General features: G+C 59.1%; 15 protein-coding genes. 3 read left to right on the top strand and 12 right to left on the bottom strand.

Features of this window, described 5'->3' with window-relative positions:
* Positions 1 to 61 precede the first annotated feature (61 nt).
* Complete coding sequence (locus GE543_RS06000) at positions 62 to 358, bottom strand: DUF3509 domain-containing protein (RefSeq protein WP_003415480.1); 297 nt, start codon at positions 356 to 358, stop codon at positions 62 to 64.
* A 289-nt stretch (positions 359 to 647) separates the two neighbouring features.
* Here GE543_RS06000 and GE543_RS05995 point away from each other — a divergent pair, with 289 nt between their 5' ends.
* Positions 648 to 1,310, top strand: coding sequence for a response regulator transcription factor (locus tag GE543_RS05995; protein ID WP_153221003.1), 663 nt, complete (start codon positions 648 to 650; stop codon positions 1,308 to 1,310).
* Here GE543_RS05995 and GE543_RS05990 read toward each other — a convergent pair.
* From GE543_RS05990 to ffh, 11 genes are all read right to left on the bottom strand, one after another.
* Entirely contained in the window at positions 1,283 to 2,605 is a 1,323-nt protein-coding gene (locus GE543_RS05990) for an EAL domain-containing protein (RefSeq protein WP_178118561.1), read from the bottom strand. The genes GE543_RS05995 and GE543_RS05990 overlap by 28 nt on opposite strands.
* A 71-nt stretch (positions 2,606 to 2,676) precedes the next feature.
* Entirely contained in the window at positions 2,677 to 6,306 is a 3,630-nt protein-coding gene (locus tag GE543_RS05985) for a transporter substrate-binding domain-containing protein (RefSeq protein ID WP_153221001.1), read from the bottom strand.
* Positions 6,307 to 6,426: 120 nt separating this feature from the next.
* Complete coding sequence (gene thrC, locus GE543_RS05980; protein WP_003314231.1) at positions 6,427 to 7,836, bottom strand: threonine synthase; 1,410 nt, start codon at positions 7,834 to 7,836, stop codon at positions 6,427 to 6,429.
* A 98-nt stretch (positions 7,837 to 7,934) separates the two neighbouring features.
* Positions 7,935 to 9,239: a homoserine dehydrogenase gene (locus GE543_RS05975; protein ID WP_003409178.1), complete on the bottom strand. Its 1,305-nt coding sequence runs from the start codon at positions 9,237 to 9,239 to the stop codon at positions 7,935 to 7,937.
* Between the two features lie 137 nt (positions 9,240 to 9,376).
* Complete coding sequence (gene dsbC, locus GE543_RS05970; protein WP_003409174.1) at positions 9,377 to 10,117, bottom strand: bifunctional protein-disulfide isomerase/oxidoreductase DsbC; 741 nt, start codon at positions 10,115 to 10,117, stop codon at positions 9,377 to 9,379.
* Positions 10,118 to 10,262: 145 nt separating this feature from the next.
* Complete coding sequence (gene xerD, locus GE543_RS05965; RefSeq protein ID WP_046269425.1) at positions 10,263 to 11,159, bottom strand: site-specific tyrosine recombinase XerD; 897 nt, start codon at positions 11,157 to 11,159, stop codon at positions 10,263 to 10,265.
* 103 nt (positions 11,160 to 11,262) lie between these two features.
* Positions 11,263 to 11,613, bottom strand: coding sequence for a 50S ribosomal protein L19 (gene rplS, locus GE543_RS05960; protein ID WP_002552524.1), 351 nt, complete (start codon positions 11,611 to 11,613; stop codon positions 11,263 to 11,265).
* A 44-nt stretch (positions 11,614 to 11,657) separates the two neighbouring features.
* Positions 11,658 to 12,410 (bottom strand): tRNA (guanosine(37)-N1)-methyltransferase TrmD, encoded by a 753-nt coding sequence (trmD, locus tag GE543_RS05955; protein ID WP_153220999.1) that lies wholly within the window; start codon positions 12,408 to 12,410, stop codon positions 11,658 to 11,660.
* A gap of 5 nt (positions 12,411 to 12,415) precedes the next feature.
* Positions 12,416 to 12,955 carry a ribosome maturation factor RimM gene (rimM, locus tag GE543_RS05950; RefSeq protein WP_003314225.1) on the bottom strand — a complete coding sequence of 180 codons (540 nt, stop codon included), beginning with the start codon at positions 12,953 to 12,955 and terminating at the stop codon, positions 12,416 to 12,418.
* Positions 12,956 to 12,960: 5 nt separating this feature from the next.
* Complete coding sequence (rpsP, locus tag GE543_RS05945; protein ID WP_002552521.1) at positions 12,961 to 13,218, bottom strand: 30S ribosomal protein S16; 258 nt, start codon at positions 13,216 to 13,218, stop codon at positions 12,961 to 12,963.
* Positions 13,219 to 13,465: 247 nt separating this feature from the next.
* Positions 13,466 to 14,842, bottom strand: coding sequence for a signal recognition particle protein (gene ffh / locus GE543_RS05940; RefSeq protein WP_003409167.1), 1,377 nt, complete (start codon positions 14,840 to 14,842; stop codon positions 13,466 to 13,468).
* A gap of 213 nt (positions 14,843 to 15,055) precedes the next feature.
* Between ffh and GE543_RS05935 the strand changes: the two genes are divergently transcribed.
* Both GE543_RS05935 and GE543_RS05930 read left to right on the top strand, forming a co-directional pair.
* Positions 15,056 to 15,868, top strand: a complete 813-nt coding sequence (locus GE543_RS05935) for an inner membrane protein YpjD (protein ID WP_003314223.1) — start codon at positions 15,056 to 15,058, stop codon at positions 15,866 to 15,868.
* 12 nt (positions 15,869 to 15,880) lie between these two features.
* Positions 15,881 to 17,128: a transporter associated domain-containing protein gene (locus GE543_RS05930; RefSeq protein ID WP_153220998.1), complete on the top strand. Its 1,248-nt coding sequence runs from the start codon at positions 15,881 to 15,883 to the stop codon at positions 17,126 to 17,128.
* Positions 17,129 to 17,193: the final 65 nt, after the last annotated feature.

Here is a 17,193-nt window from a genome sequence, read left to right as displayed (position 1 = left end):
ATGGATAAGAGTGCAGCGAACCCGTCAGGTTCCAGTATCGGAGACGTCGGTTAAGCAACTGTTAAGCAAATGATGGGGTGCCGACAAAGGTGCGGCTGATTGCAGCATTGCGCATGGCAGCAATGACGCAGGGTTCGATTCGACCCTCGGCAACCATCAGATCGCGACGCAGACCGTCTACCACGTCGGTGAGCTGACGCTTGTCGCTCAGTTGATCAGCGCCGAATGCGCGCTCGATCACACTGGTGCCCGCCTTGTCTTTCAGAGTCACCAGACGTTCGCCCCGAGAGCCGGCCGGGCCAATACTGGCCTGATAGGGAGCCAGCGCTTCGCTTAGCAGTAAGCTGATATTTTCCATCCGGATCACCACTCAACAGTTTGAATGCAAAGGTGCTAACCAATGACCATCGGCGACAGCAGAAAGTTCTTTCTATCGCCGGATCGCAGCACCTGTCTGTCATTTCGAGCATGCCTGTTGAATGTGACAAGGAAAAAACCGGACGCCAATGACAACAGAAAGTGAGCTTGTAGGACGAATCCAACATAATTCCGCTACGCGTCCTACAAGGTGCCTATGCTCTTGATCACTGCGTTAAACACCTCCATCGCATGCAATACCCGTATAGCCTTTTTCACGGAGCCACCTCTTGAGCGATTCCGCTGATCGCCCGTTGCGGGTCATCGTGGCTGATGACCACCCGATTTTTCTCATCGGCCTGCGGGTCGTACTGGAGCAGGACAATCTGGCCAGCGTCGTCGCCGAGGCCTGCAATCCGGACGAACTGCTCCAGGCACTCGAACGCCATGCCTGCGATGTGCTGGTGACTGACTTCATGATGCCCGTCGAACGGCAGAACGATGGCCTGCGTCTGCTGCAGCGCATCCGCCGGGACTTTCCGGCGTTGCCGGTGATCGTTGTCACGACCCTGAGCAATGCCGGACTGTTTCAGTCCATGCTTGACCTGGATGTCCGGGGCCTGTTGAGCAAGGCCAGCCTTGCCGGAGAGCTGCCTGCTGCCATCAAGGGGGTCAGGCGCGGTGAGCTTTTTGTCGCCGATTCGGTGCGCAGCGTGCTGAGCGGAGCCCGTCAGCATGGGCCCGACGCGCTGCTGCCGGCAGATCGCTTGTCGCCAAGAGAGCTGGAAGTGTTACGCCTGCTCTCGGCGGGCCATACGGTTGGCCAGATCGCGGCGCAACTCAATCGCAGCAAACAGACCGTCAGCGCTCAGAAAGTCGCCGCCATGCGCAAGCTCGGACTGGCCAATGACGCGGCGCTGTTCATTTATTTGCAGGAAAGCGGCATGTCCTGAGGCGGGTCTTCTCTGGAAACGGCTTGCAGGTCGCCGCCATCACGCTCGGCGACCCAGCGCATGAACGCCGAGGCCGGCATCGGACGGGCGATGAAATACCCTTGAATGGCGGGATCGCCCAGCGCCAGCAGACTGTGGACGTCTTCAATCGTCTCGACACCTTCAACCACGACCGACATCGACAGCCGCTGCGCCATGAGCAAGGCACCGGCCACCACCGCCGATTTACGCGCGTCGTCGGCCATGCCGCGCACGAACTCGGTCGGTATTTTCAGTTCGCTGAAAGGTAATTGCAGAAGCCGGTCGATATTCGAAGCGCCCATGCCAAAGTCATCAATGGACAACTTGCAACCCTGCATGCACAACCTCAACAGGCCTTCGAGCTGCCAAGTTTCCGGACGCGCGGCGTCCTGCTCGAGAATTTCCAGGGTCAGCGCGGTGGCCGGTACGCCATGACGGGCAAGCGCTTGCGTGATCTGCTCGGCGAAATCCAGCTGTTGCAGCACTTGGGGGTCAATGTTGACGGCAACCGACAACGGCTCGCCCTGCTCGCCCATGACTTGCGCAGAGAACTGCAGGGCCTGATCCAGCACCCGCCAGGTCAACGCCACGGTCAGCCCTTCAGCCTCGATGGCCTCGATGAATCGCCCGGGTGCCAGCAGGCCATACACCGGATGCTGCCAGCGAACCAACGCTTCGGCCCCCAACAACTCGCCCTGCAGACTGACCTTGGGTTGAAAATAGGTGATCCATTGTTCGGCAATGGACGCCACGTCTATCGGTCCGCTGCCTGTCGGGTCAAACAATTCGATGGCGGAAAGAGCTCTGAACGCGCTGCCCGGCGATGCCTGCTCTATACAGTCCGAGCGGCCAGGCCCATATGCCTCAAGCAACTCGTACAACGCCCCGGCAGAGGCCGGTTTTTGCACATAGCCCAGAACGTTCAGGCCTTGGGCAAGCGCCAGTTGCGCAGCCCCTTCCAGCACGCAGGCGGCAGAACAGCTGACAATGATCAGCGCTCGCGCCAGGCCGTTCTCAGCCATGAAGCGGATCAGTTCCAGACCATCAGGCCCTTCCATCTGCAAGTCGCAGATCGCGATGTCGACAGGGCCGCGGCTTTGCAGGGAAAGCCTGGCAACCTCGACGCTGTCGGCCACCAGCACATCGAACACCTGATTGGCGTTGAGCATCTGATGCAGAGCCATCAGCTGGAAGGGATGGTCTTCGAGAATCAGAACCTTGAGTGAGTGCACGATCACGCCTGCGGAGTCAGAGCCATCGGCCCGGGATAACATTAACTGTAGCTCGTCCAGGGCACCGGCCCCATAGGACATGTCCTAAACCCGTCACACGTTGTCGGAAGCATTCAACTGCCTGGCACCGCCGTCTCGGGCACGACCACCAGTTGCAATTCGATATCAGCGCGCAGACCGGTCATGGCCAACTCCAGTGCCTGCCAGCGGTCGGCCAGACTGGCCGTGCTTTGCAGCCGGACACTGTCGTCCAGCGCGGCACAAGCCTTGGCGAGCGGCACTGCGTCGACCAGACTCGCCGCGCCCTTGAGCCGATGCAGACAGGCGCTCAGGGTCTTCCAGTCATTGGCCGACACAGCGGGCTCCAGCAAAGCGTGCTCATGCCTCAGGTTCTTCCATAACTCACCCAGCAACCGTTGCATCTGTTGCGGGTTGGCCTGAGTCATGGTTTGCAACGTGCCGATGTCGAACGTCGGCTCACGTACCCGATCCGCCAGCTCCTGGGCCAGACGCGCCAGTGACAGCGGCTTGATCAGCAGGCCGTCCATACCTGCCTGCTCGCAACGTGCCGCCTCGTCACTCATCGCGTTGGCGGTACAGCCGATCACCGGGCAGCGCTGACGCTGCTCTTTCTCTTCGATCTGGCGAATGGCCTGGGTCAATGCGTAGCCGCTGATACCCGGCATGTTGCAGTCGGTGATGACCGCATCGAACGCCCCTTCACACCAGCTCGACAGGGCCGCCCTGCCGTCTTCGACCGCCATTACCTGATGGCCAAGAAACTCCAGCTGCCGGGTCAATACCAGACGATTGGCGGACATGTCATCGACCACCAACAGATGAAGGCTACGCGTGTCGACAGGCGTATCGGTCACCTCGTCCGCGGGCAAAACCGGCTCGCTCACCCTGGTCAACGGCAGGTCGATGGTGACCAGGGTCCCCTTGCCCGGCTCGCTGTGCAGGCTGATGTCGCCTTTCATCAGCTCCACCAGTTGCCGGGTAATACTCAGCCCCAGCCCGCTGCCCCCGTAGTGTGCAGCCGTGTCATCGCTTGCCTGGGTGAAAGGTTGAAATACCTGCTGCTGACGCTGCGGATCGATACCTTCGCCACTGTCCTGAATACCAATGCGCACACGCGTGGACTCAGGCGAGTCATGGGTCACATCGAGCATCATGACCACCGCACCTTGCCGGGTGAACTTCAAAGCGTTGCCCAGCACGTTGTGCAGCACCTGGCGCAATCTCAAGGGATCCAGCCAGTAGTCGCCCCGCGCCTGCGCGGAGAATTCCAGGCGTAGTTCCACACCCTTTTCCCCAGCCTGCGCGGAAAAAAGCTCCATCACACCGTCGAACAGCTCTTGCAAGGAGGTGACAGCCAGTGACAACTGCATGCCGCCCGCTTCGATTCTGGCCAGATCAAGACTTTCGCCAATCAGCGCGACCAGCTCCGTAGCCGAGCGGTGGGCCACTTGCAGGCCCTGCGATGGAATCTTGCCCAGGCGCAAGGCCTGTTCGCATTCCAGCTCCAGCAAGCCGGTGATTGCCCCCATCGGCGTGCGAATTTCATGGCTCATGCTGGCCAGGAAAGCGCTTTTTGCCTCGTTGGCCTGAGCGGCCAGTCGCATGGCTTCCTGAAGCTGCTGTTCCAGTTGCTTGCGCTCGGTGATATCGATCCAGCCGCCGAGCAACCCCTGCAACTGTCCATCAGCGGCGAAGAAAGGCACCGTCCATTGCCAGACGTCCATACGTTTGCCCGGCAGTTCGATGGTGCGATCGGAAAACACCGGCTGATGATTTTCCAGCAGATTGAGGTAATCGGTGTGCATCTGCTCGGCTAACGCACGCGGGATCAGATTGACGTCCGTGAGGCGTCGGCCATTCATCTGTTCGAAACTGATGCCCAGACTCTGCTCGTAGCTGCGGTTGCAGGAAATCAGGCGCCCCTTGAGATCGCGCACATAAATCGGATTGGGGATACCGTCGAGCAGAGCATGTTTGAAGGCCAGTTGATCATTGAGCTGTCTTTGCGCCCTCTGGCGCTGGCGAATCTGCACCTTGAGGCGACTGCTCCAGGTCAGCGACACCAACCCGGTCAGCAACGCCAGGCACACTACCCAGAATACCCACTGCGGTATGCGCCCCCAGAGCGACGGCTGAGGCAGCGCCGATCCCAGCCACTTCAGGCGGATCGAACGCAACTCGGCCACCGGGAACTCTTCCAGCGCCTTGTTGAGAATCCCCAGCAGCTCGGGCTGGGTCTTGATCACTGAAAATCTGTCGGGCGACCACTGGCCTTCGACACTTCTGGCGACCTTCAGTTGTCCGGAGGGAAACAGGTAAGCCCCCACTTCATTCTGAATGGTCGCGTCGGCAGCGCCGCTTTCCACCAGCGCACGGGCCTGATCGTAGGTGTCCACCAGTCGCAGCTGGATCAAGGGATGCTCGCGCCTGATCAGGTCCTCGAGCGCATGTCTGGCCGGAAGGGCCAGTACTTTCCCGGCCAGACTGTCGAGCGATATGCGCGACGAGCGGTCGGAGCGCACCACGAACATCCAGCTATTGCCGCCGAACGAATAGGTAAAATCCAGAAACCGTCGGCGCTCGGTGTTTTCCGCGAGCGTCGTATTCATGTCGGACTGACCGGCGCGCAGCATGTCGATAGTCTGCTGCGTGGAGGATGATTCCTGATGGACGAACTGCAATCCGGTCATGCGCGAGATACGTGACAGCACATCTGCGTTCAACCCCACCCAGTGGCCGTTCTTGTCTTTGTAGATATACGGTGGGTGCTGCACGGTCGCGATGGTCACACTCGGGTGCTTGAGCAGCCAGCGTCGCTCGGCACTGGTAAGGCGAATGCGCTGCCCTTCCACGTCAGCGCCCAGTCCCATGGTCCAGCGCCCGAGCACTTCACGACTGGTCGAAGGTGCGATGCTGTCCAGCGCCCGATTGATGAAGGTCAGCAAGCGCTGCTCGTCATCACGCACCGCAAAGGAAAACCCCACCGGAGGCAAACGACTTTCGAATTTGATCTGCAAACCGAGATAGGGCCGCAGCGCGGTGTAGGCACGGACTATGACTTCGTTGCCGATGAACACGTCCACTTCACCCTGGCTCAGGGCTTCCAGAGCACTGTAGAGGTTAGGCGCGATAATGATCTGGCTGTCAGGATAAACGCGGTGCAGCACGTCCGAATCGGCATAGCCATCAAGCAGCACGACCTTCTTGCCGGTCAGATTCGACGACAGGCTCAGATCGTTGCCGCGGCCAACGGCTACCGATCGATCGGGCATGTATTCGGTTGAGAACGACAGCCCTTTCACACCGCGTTCGAAACCATTGGCACTGGTCAGCAGGTCTATCTTGCCGTCGCGCAGCGCCTCGATAGCCTCGTCACGCTTGGCATACCCGGTGACCTGCACCGGAAGGTTCAACTGGTCGCTGACCAGCCCCAGGTAATCGGCACTGATGCCCTGATAACGGTTGCGGTCACTGGTGATATCGATCGGCTCGTAGTCTGCGATCGCAATGCCGACCCGAAGTACCTTGCGCTGGTCGAGCCAGGTCCGGTCCTGATCTTCGAGGTTCAGATCCGCTGAAGCCACAAAAGGGGCTGTCAGTGAAAACGGCAAGCTTTGCGCCGCATTGGCTGCCCCGGCAAAAATCAGCGCCAGCAACACCCATACCCTGCGCCATGCGCGGTACCTCGATGTACTGCCTGCCTCCCTGACTACGCTCTGCATACTTGCCTGCTTCACTACGAATGACCCAACTCTATGGTTCGAAAAACCAGCGAAGTTTGGCACGTAGAAACAGAAAGGCCCGCCAGATGGCGGGCCTAAAGTTGTTACACGACGCTTCTGTCAGAGCGGTTTTCCGCGATTGCCGTGCTGGCTGACAAACGCCTGTATGGCTTTCAGGTCATTTGGCAGAACAGTGCAGCGCTCGTCCCGCTCGAACAAATCAGACAAATGTGCAGGTAGTTCAAGCGCTTTTCCTACACCGGCTTTTTCCACCGCCTCCGGGAACTTGACCGGATGCGCCGTGCCCAGAATCACCATCGGCGTGTCCAGACTGCGGCGGCATTCGCGCGCAGCCTTCACCCCGATAGCGGTATGCGGGTCGAGCAACTCGCCGGTGCTGGCGAACACTTCGGCGATGGTCGTGCAGGTGTCCTCGTCACTGACCGCCAGCGAATCGAACAGTTTGCGGGTCTCGGTCCAGCGCTCTTCCTCGACGCTGAAACCGCCACCCTGGCGGAACGTGCTCATCAACTCGGCAATCGCAGCGCCGTTGCGACCGTGCATGTCGAACAGCAGGCGCTCGAAGTTGGAGGACACCATGATGTCCATGGAAGGCGACAGCGTGGCGTGCAGGGTTTCCTTGACGTACTGATTGCCGCTCATGAAGCGGTGCAGGATGTCGTTGCGGTTGGTGGCGACGATCAACTGGTTGATCGGCAGGCCCATGTTGCGCGCCAGATAGCCGGCAAAGATATCGCCGAAATTACCGGTCGGCACCGAGAACGACACCGAACGCGCAGGTCCGCCCAACTGCAGTGACGCGTGGAAGTAGTACACGATCTGAGCCATGATCCGCGCCCAGTTGATCGAGTTGACCGCGACCAGCGGTGTGCCCTTCAGGAAGCTCTGGTCAGCGAAGCTGGCCTTGACCATTTCCTGGCAGTCGTCGAAGTTGCCTTCGACTGCGATGTTATGGATGTTGTCGCCGAAGATGGTGGTCATCTGCCGACGCTGTACATCCGATACCCGGTTATTCGGGTGCAGGATGAAGATGTCGACGTTGTCGCAGCGACGGCAGCCTTCGATGGCCGCAGAACCGGTGTCGCCCGAGGTCGCGCCGATGATCACGACACGCTGGCCACGCTTGGCCAGAATGTAGTCCAGCAGGCGGCCAAGCAGTTGCAGTGCGAAGTCCTTGAACGCCAGCGTCGGACCATGGAACAGTTCGAGTACCCACTCGTTGCCATGCAGCTGGCGCAGCGGCGCGACAGCGCTGTGGGCAAACACGCCGTAGGTCTCTTCGAGAATCTTTTTGAAGTCGGCATCCGGGATGCTGCCAGCCACGAAGGGGCGCATCACCCGGAAGGCCAGTTCGTGATAAGGCAGACCTGCCCAGGAAGCGATCTCTTCCTGCGTGAAGCGCGGCAGGTTTTCCGGCACGTAGAGGCCGCCATCGCTGGCCAGACCAGTCAACAGCACGTCTTCGAAATTCAGGGCCGGCGCCTGGCCGCGAGTACTGATATAGCGCATGGGATCAAACCTTTGGTCTGGGCTGAAAGCCAGGGCTCCAAGGCTGCAAGGTCGAAACGATCGGCTTGCGGCCTGGAGCTGACAGCTTGCAGTTGATGTTAATTAAGGTGCTCGACGCGGATACGAACCACCGGGCCAACGACGTCCTGCAGGGCTTCCAGGGCTTGAATGGCGTCATTGATACCCTGCTCCACTACCCGGTGAGTCAACAGGATCATCGGCACCAGTCCATCGTGTTCTTCGACATCCTTCTGCATGATCGATTCGATGTTGATGCCGCGCTCGGACAGGATGCTCGCGACCTGAGCCAGCACGCCCGGGTGATCCTTGGCCTGAATGCGCAGGTAGTAGGCGCTCTCGCAGGCTTCGATCGGCAGGATCGGGTGGGCAGACAACGAATCGGGCTGGAAGGCCAGATGAGGGACCCGGTTTTCCGGGTCGGAGGTCATCGCACGGACCACATCGACCAGATCGGCCACCACCGAAGACGCGGTAGGCTCCATGCCGGCACCTGCGCCGTAGAACAGCGTCGAGCCGGACGCATCGCCATTGACCATCACCGCATTCATGACGCCGTTGACGTTGGCGATCAGGCGATCGGCCGGGATGAGCGTCGGGTGTACGCGCAGTTCGATGCCTTGAGCCGTGCTGCGTGCAACGCCCAGGTGCTTGATGCGATAGCCCAGCGCTTCGGCATAGTTGACGTCTGCTGTCGTCAGTTTGGTAATGCCTTCGGTGTAGGCCTTGTCGAACTGCAGCGGGATACCGAAGGCAATGGAGGCCAGAATCGTCAGTTTGTGCGCCGCATCGATTCCTTCGACGTCGAAGGTCGGATCGGCTTCGGCATAGCCCAACGCCTGAGCCTCGGCCAGAACATCGGCGAAGGTACGGCCCTTCTCGCGCATTTCGGTGAGGATGAAGTTGCCGGTGCCGTTGATGATGCCGGCAACCCAGTTGATACGGTTCGCCGACAGGCCTTCACGAATGGCCTTGATGACCGGGATGCCACCGGCAACAGCTGCTTCAAAAGCGACGATCACGCCCTTCTCACGCGCCTTGGCGAAAATTTCGTTGCCATGCACCGCGATCAGCGCCTTGTTGGCGGTCACCACGTGCTTGCCGTTTTCGATGGCCTTGAGCACCAGTTCGCGGGCAACGGTATAGCCGCCGATCAGTTCCACGACGATGTCGATTTCAGGGTTGGTCGCAATGGCAAACACATCGCTGGTGGTCGGCGTACCGGTAATCTGGCAATTGGGATTTGGTGTACGAACCGCAATTTGCGCAACTTCGATTCCACGTCCGGCACGGCGGGCAATCTCCTCGGCGTTACGCTGAAGTACGTTGAAAGTACCGCCACCGACAGTACCCAGCCCACATATGCCTACTTTGACCGGTTTCACTGATGATCTCCCCGAAAAACAGCCGAACCTGAATCGGCTGTGGAAAAAACTGCCGCATGGCGCCATGCGGCTGAAATTTTGACGACACTCCGGCTACTTGCGCCCTGTCTGCACAAGGCGCGTCTGAAAACACCGGCTTATTTGGCGCCCAGTGCCAGCTTGGCAACCTGAGCTGCAGGCTGATAACCCGGAATCACCTGACCGTCGGCCAGGACAATCGCAGGCGTGCCGTTGACGCCGATCGACTGGCCGAGCTCATATTGCTTGCTGACCGGATTGTCGCATTTGGCGGCCTTGATGTCCTTGCCATCGACCATGCGGTCCATCGCGCCTTTGCGGTCCTTGGAACACCAGACGGCCTGCAACTGCTCGTCACCCGGAGAACCAAGCCCCTGACGCGGGAAGGCCAGGTAACGGACTTCGACACCCATCTTGTTCAACTGGCCGACTTCTTCGTGCAGCTTGTGGCAATACGGGCAGGTCGTGTCGGTGAATACCGTGATGTGCGACTTGGTCTCGCCCACCGCCGGATAGATCACCATCTCGGAAGCAGGAATGGCGTTGATGGTCTTGGAAATAGCCAGACGCTCGGTCTTCTCGGTCAGGTTGACCGGCTTGCCGTTCTGCACTTGAAACAGATAGCCCTGCATCACGAACTGACCGTCGGCGCTGGCGTACAGGACGCGGCCGCCCTTGAGCTTCACTTCATAAAGGCCATTGAGCGGGCTCGGCGAGATGCTCTCGACCGGCAGTTGCAATTCCAGTGAGTCGAGCGTCTTGCGGATAGCCTGATCGGGGGCTGCATCAGCCAGGGCAGACATACTGAAGGTGCCGGCCAGCATCAAAGCGGCGGCAGCGAAAATCTGTGGCAAACGCATGAAAACTCCTATGACGGCGGACAGGCTGGCAACTGTCGAAAAAAGGCGTGCCAGCCTTGATAGGCGAAACCGGCAAAGCCTACCACATAAGGGTCGCGGGGCCGACTCGGAGCGACATAAGAAGCTTCGCAAAATACGTCGCGAATCAACCGCGCGGATGATGCTTGGCATGCAATTCCTGCAACCGCGCTCGCGCCACATGGGTGTAGATCTGCGTCGTCGAGAGATCACTGTGCCCAAGCAACATCTGCACCACGCGCAAGTCAGCGCCGTGGTTGAGCAGATGGGTGGCGAAGGCATGGCGCAGGGTGTGCGGCGACAGGGATTTGCCGATGCCCGCAACAGTCGCCTGATGCTTGATACGGTGCCAGAAGGTCTGGCGGGTCATCTGGTCGCCGCGGGTGCTGGGGAACAGTACGTCGCTGGGCTTTCCGCCCAGCAACTCGTCGCGGGCACCGCGCAGGTAACGCTCGACCCAGACAATGGACTCTTCGCCCATGGGCACCAGTCGCTCCTTGCTGCCTTTGCCCATCACGCGCAGCACGCCCTGACGCAGATTGACCTGTTCCAGGGTCAGGCTGATCAATTCGGTTACGCGCAGACCGCAGGCATACAGCACCTCAAGCATGGCGCGGTCACGCTCGCCGATGGGCTCGCTCAGGTCGGGAGCAGCAAGCAATGCTTCGACGTCAGCTTCGGAAAGCGATTTGGGCAGCGGTTTGCCCAACTGAGGCATGTCGATCTGCAGGGTGGGATCGACGGAAATCAGCTTTTCGCGCAGCAGGTAGCGGTAGAAGCCACGTGCGCCGGACAGAAAACGCGCCGTAGAGCGCGGCTTGTAGGCATTTTCAACGCGCCACGCAAGATGATCGAGGATGACTTCACGCCCGGCACTGATCAGATCAACGTTGCGCTCCTGCAGCCAGCCGTTGAACAGCGCCAGATCACTGCGGTAAGCATCCCGGGTGTTGTCGGACAGGCCCTTTTCGAGCCAGAGCGCGTCCAGAAACCGGTCAATCAGCGGGTGGTCGATGGCAGCCATATTCACTCAGTGCGTGTGTCGATAGACAAGGGAGGAATCATCAAACAGCAGGCAGCAAAAAGGCAGCCCTGAGGCTGCCTTTTTTATGCATCGAAAAACTGTATCAGGACAGTTTTTCCTTGATGCGCGCTGCTTTACCGGACAGGTCACGCAGGTAGTACAGTTTGGCCTTGCGAACGTCACCGCGACGTTTCACAGCCATGCTGTCGATTTGCGGGCTGTAAGTCTGGAAAGTACGCTCAACGCCAACACCGTTGGAGATTTTACGAACAGTGAAAGCACTGTTCACGCCACGGTTACGCTTGGCAATTACAACGCCTTCGAATGCTTGCAGACGAGCGCGGTCGCCTTCCTTCACTTTAACCTGGACGACGATGGTGTCGCCTGGTGCAAAGGTAGGGATCTCTTTGGTCATCTGCTCTGCTTCGAGGGCAAGAATGATTTTGTTAGTCATGCTGGTGCTCCTAAGGTAATCCGTCTGGATCGACCATCGATACGTTAACTATCGTCCCGCTCGCGGATGTATTCCGCCAGCAGCTTCTTCTCTTCTCCAGAAAGCGAGCGGCTTTCCAGAAGATCAGCGCGTTGTTCATAGGTCCGCCCAAGGGACTGCTGTAAACGCCAACGCCGGATGTGCGCGTGATTGCCACTTAGCAACACGTCGGGAACACGCTGATCCGCATACACCTCAGGTCGGGTGTAATGCGGGCAATCCAGCAGACCGTCCGTGAAGGAATCTTCCTCCGCGGAGTCCACATGCCCTAAAGCTCCAGGCAGCAGCCGCGTAACCGCGTCAATCAGGACCATCGCCGGCAGCTCGCCACCGGAAAGAACATAGTCACCAATCGACCACTCTTCATCGACATGAGCATCAATAAAACGCTCGTCAATGCCTTCATAACGACCGGCGATGAGGATAATCGCTTCCTCCTGCGCCAGTTCGCGTACCGCAGACTGATTCAGCTGGCGGCCTTGTGGCGACAGGTAAATCACCTTCGCCGCATCCCCTGCCGCTTGCCTGGCCTGAACCAGAGCATCTTCAAGGGGCTTGATCTTCATCACCATGCCCGGACCACCGCCAAATGGGCGATCATCCACAGTGTGATGGCGATCAGTGGTGTAATCCCGCGGATTCCAACAAGTGAGCTGCAACAGCCCTTGTTTCACCGCACGGCTGGTAATGCCGTATTCGCTGATGGCGGAAAACATCTCGGGAAACAGACTGATGACTTCTATGCGCAGGCTGGCCATGGCATTCAGAAGTCCGCGTCCCAATCCACCTTCATCTCGCCAGCAGCCATATCGATTGCCAACACGCATTGCTCTGTATAGGGCAACAGGCGTTCACGATCATCCAGGCTACCCGCGCAGGGCTTTACAACCATTACATCGTTCGAACCGGTTTCGAGCAGGTGATCGATTTTCCCGAGCAATTGCCCGAGTTGGTCGATGACCTTGAGGCCTTCAAGCTGGTACCAGTAGTACTCGCCATCGTCCAGATCAGGGAACAGGTTACGCGGCACGCAGATTTCGTAACCGGACAGAAGACGGGCTTCTTCACGATCATCGAGACCCTTGAGCTTTGTGACCAGAAACTTGCTTTGCAAGCGTCCGCTGACCAGCTCCACCTGTTTATCAACGCTGCCTTCGCGCCGAAGCGTCCAGGTTTTGTAGTCCAACAGGTTTCCAATCGGATCAGTAAAGGAATAAACCTTCACTTCGCCGCGAACGCCATGAACCGAGTAAATCTTGCCAATGACGATCAGATCGTCGGCAGATGCAGGCGTCGCGCTCATAAGACTCAGGCCGCGGCCTTGGTCTTGTTGTGCTCTTTGAGCAGCTGGGCAACGCGCTCGGAAGTTTGTGCACCCACGCTCAACCAGTAGTTGACGCGTTCTTCGTTAACGGACAGACGGATTTCCTGACCACGGGCAACAGGGTTGAAGAAACCGACCTGTTCTTTGTGGGAACCGTCACGAGCATTGCGGCTGTCGGTTACGGTCAGGTGGTAAAACGGGCGCTTTTTGGAGCCGCCAAGGGCAAGACGGATGGTTAGCATTGAACATCGTTCCTGTAGTCGGTGCTGCAAATCTAAGATGCACAGCGGGCATAGGTGCCCGAAAGGCCGCATATTCTAAGGAATATCCCGACTTTTGCAAATGTCTTTTTCCGGCGCCTATCGGCATGCCTTCCAGATTTGCGAGGGAGCTGTCGGTATGACAGCCGGCAAAAGCCCGCATAGTGCGGGCTGACTGGGGGTCGCCCCCCAGATGGGACGCGTGCAAAGCGTCTTGCACGCGACGCAATTACATTTTTGGCATGCCGCCGCCGGGAAGCATTCCACCCATGCCGCGCATCATTTTGGCCATTCCGCCCTTGGCGGAGAACTTCTTCATCATCTTCTGCATCTGCTTGTGCTGCTTGATCAGACGCCCGATGTCCTGAACCTGAGTGCCCGAACCCATCGCAATGCGGCGCTTGCGAGAGCCACTGACCAGATCCGGATCACGGCGCTCGGCAGGGGTCATCGAGTTGATGATGGCTTCCATCTGCTTGAACTGTTTTTCCGCTGCGCCCTGTGCGTTGCCCATCTGCGACAGGTTGACGCCGCCGATGCTCGGCAGTTTGTCCATCAGGCCGCCAAGGCCACCCATGTTCTTCATCTGCTGCAGCTGGTCGCGGAAGTCTTCGAGATCGAAGCCTTTGCCCTTCTTGAGCTTTTTCGCCAGCTTGTCGGCCTTGTCCTTGTCGAGGGTCTGTTCGGCCTGCTCGATAAGGCTGAGCACATCGCCCATGCCGAGTATGCGCGACGCGATGCGGTCCGGGTGAAACGGCTCCAGCGCCTCGCTCTTCTCGCCCATACCGATGAACTTGATCGGCTTGCCGGTAATGGCACGCACCGACAGCGCCGCACCACCGCGGGCATCACCGTCGACCTTGGTGAGGATCACGCCGGTCAGCGGCAATGCATCACCGAAGGCCTTGGCGGTATTGGCCGCATCCTGGCCGGTCATGGCATCGACCACGAACAGCGTCTCGGCCGGTTTGACCGCCGCATGCAGCGCCTGGATCTCGCCCATCATCTCGACATCGACGTGCAGACGACCGGCGGTGTCGACGATGACCACGTCAATGAACTTGAGCCTGGCTTCTTTAATGGCCGCCTGGGCGATGTCCACCGGCTTCTGGCTGATGTCGGAGGCGAAGAACGTCACGCCGATGTCGTTGGCCAGGGTTTCGAGCTGTTTGATGGCTGCGGGACGATAAACGTCGACCGACACCACCATCACGGTTTTCTTCTTGCGCTCTTTAAGGAAGCGCGCCAGCTTGCCGGCAGTGGTGGTCTTGCCCGCGCCCTGCAAACCCGCCATCAGGATGACGGCAGGTGGCGTGACATTGAGCACCAGGTCTTCGTTGGCGGCGCCCATCAGGCTTTCGAGTTCGGCCTGGACGATCTTCACGAACGCCTGACCCGGGGTCAGGCTGCGCGACACTTCGGTGCCGACGGCGCGTTCCTTGACGTTGTTGACGAAGTCTTTGACCACCGGCAAGGCGACGTCGGCTTCGAGCAACGCCATACGCACTTCGCGCAAGGTATCTTTGATGTTGTCCTCGTTCAGCTTGGCCTTGCCAGTAACATGGCGCAGCGTCTGCGAGAGGCGGTCAGTCAGATTTTCAAACATGCGCGATCCTTTCAGGCTCTCGTCGAACCCCGGTTGATGCGGCCCGGCCCGTAATGCAGAAATGGCGCTCGGCGAGCCTGCGGCTTGAGCAGGTCGCAGATTATAGCGAAGACTCCGTCGCACGGACACCACGCAGACTGCTTCTGTGGTCTTTCGTGATTTACCGGTTCTATGCCAAACTCAGCGTCTTTTCAGGCCCGTCCATCAGGATCTATGTCCCCTTTGCCACCCAGCCTGCTTCCCAGCCTCGCCGCCGCCATCATTTATGCCGCTGCGACCGTCTATCAGAGCCTGCGCCTGAGCCAGGCCGTCAAGCCCGACAAGCGGCTGCTTTGCCTGCTCGGTACGCTGGCGGTCATTGCACATGCCATTGGTCTGTTTTCCCAACTGACGCACTCGGTCGGCCTTGGCCTGGACTTTTTCAACTCCGCCAGCCTTATCGCGGCTTCGGTAATCGTCGTCACCCTGATCGCCACGTCGCGCATTCCGGTGGAAAACCTGCTGGTGCTGTTGTTCCCGCTGGGCATGGTCACCGTACTGCTTGCCCAGTTCGCTCCTAGCGGCACCGTGCAGCCGATCATGGAAGAGCCTGGCATCCTCAGCCACATCCTGCTGTCACTGCTGGCTTACGGGATGTTTACCATTGCTGCATTCCAGGCGCTGCTGCTGCTGTTGCAGGATTACCGCCTCAAGCACAAGCACCCTTCCGGGCTGATCAAGAACTTCCCGCCGCTGCAAACCATGGAAAGCCTGCTGTTCGGCTTCCTGTGGGCTGGCTGGTCGTTGCTCTCACTGTCGCTGATTTCCGGCTGGCTGTTCGTCGAAAACCTGTTTGCCCAGCATCTGGTGCACAAGACCCTGCTCGCCTGCCTGGCCTGGATCGTGTTCAGTGTGCTGCTGTGGGGGCGTAACCGCCTTGGATGGCGTGGTCACAAGGCCATTCGCTGGACGCTGGGCGGTTTCTGCCTGCTGATGCTCGCCTATTTCGGCAGCAAGCTGGTACGCGAATTCATCCTGCACATCTGACGGGCCCTGATCATGGATAATCTGCCCCTGGGCCCGTTGCTCGGTGTCCTCGCCCTACTGCTGCTGTGGGCCGGCCTGCTGACCGCGGTTGAAGCCGCTCATCACCAAGTCAAGGCGATGCGCGCCGCCAGTGGCCCGGAAAAATCGGCGCCGCTTCCCGAGCTGGCGTTCAACCTGAACAGCCTGATTCTGGGCAATACCCTGATCAGGGTACTGATCACTGTCATTGCGACGCTTATCGCCGCCAATTACTGGTTCTACAACGGCCCGACCGTGGCCTGGCTCGCTACCGTGAGCATCATGCTGGTGTTCGCCGAATACATGCCGCGCCGCCTGGCGAACCGCCATCCCGTCTCGACACTGCTGCTGGGCAACGGTGTGCTGCGCATCCCGATGAAGATCATCTGGCCGCTGGCCTACGTGTTCAATGTTCTGGCCAAGACTCTGCTGCGTCCCTTCCTGTCTCGCGCCGTACAACAGCAGGATCAGGCTTTCGAAGACGACACGCAAAATACCCCGCGCAGTGATGCTGCCCGGGAATATTCGCCGCGCGCCAGCGTGCTGTCAGGCATTCGTGCGCTGGACAGCATTACGGTCAACGACATTCTGATCCCGCGCAACGAAGTGGATGGCGTCAACCTTGATGACCCCATGGAAATGATCATCGAACGCCTGATCATTTCACGGCACACGCGCCTGCCGGTCTATCACAACGACATCAATCAGGTGCAAGGCGTCATCAATACCCGTGACATCAGCCACCTGCTGCCCAAGGGCACGTTGACCAAGGAACAGTTGCTGGCGGTGTGCTACGAGCCTTATTTCGTGCCGGAAAGCACCCCGTTGCAGTTGCAGTTGCTGAACTTCCACAAACAGCAACGCCGTCTCGGCGTGGTGGTCGATGAATACGGGGAAGTGCTGGGCATCGTCACCCTCGAGGATATTCTCGAGGAAATTGTCGGCGAGTTCGAAAGCGAACAGCGACTGGATAACCCGCACGTCAAACAACAGGACGACGGGCGCCTGGAAGTCGAAGGCGCAGCGTCCATTCGCGACTTGAACAAGAGCCTTGGCTGGCACCTGCCCTCAGACGGTCCGAAAACTGTCAACGGGCTGGTTACCGAGGCACTGGAAACCATCCCGGACGCTCCAGTGTGCTTGAAGATAGGGCCTTACCGACTGGAAATCCTCGAGACCGAGGACAACCGCGTCAAGCGAGTCGCCATGTGGCAGAACACGCTGGTCCGCACCTTCAAATAGATGTCTGCTTTCAAATAGATCCCCGCTCTACCCTTGCCTCTCGACCCATTCGGGTTACTCTGCTC

Origin of the sequence: Pseudomonas sp. SZ57 (genome assembly GCF_009495975.1) — a bacterium.
In the GTDB taxonomy this organism is placed as follows: domain Bacteria; phylum Pseudomonadota; class Gammaproteobacteria; order Pseudomonadales; family Pseudomonadaceae; genus Aquipseudomonas; species Aquipseudomonas syringae.
The sequence above is the reverse complement of the archived record's forward strand: the minus strand, read 5'-3'. Positions and strand labels throughout refer to the sequence as shown.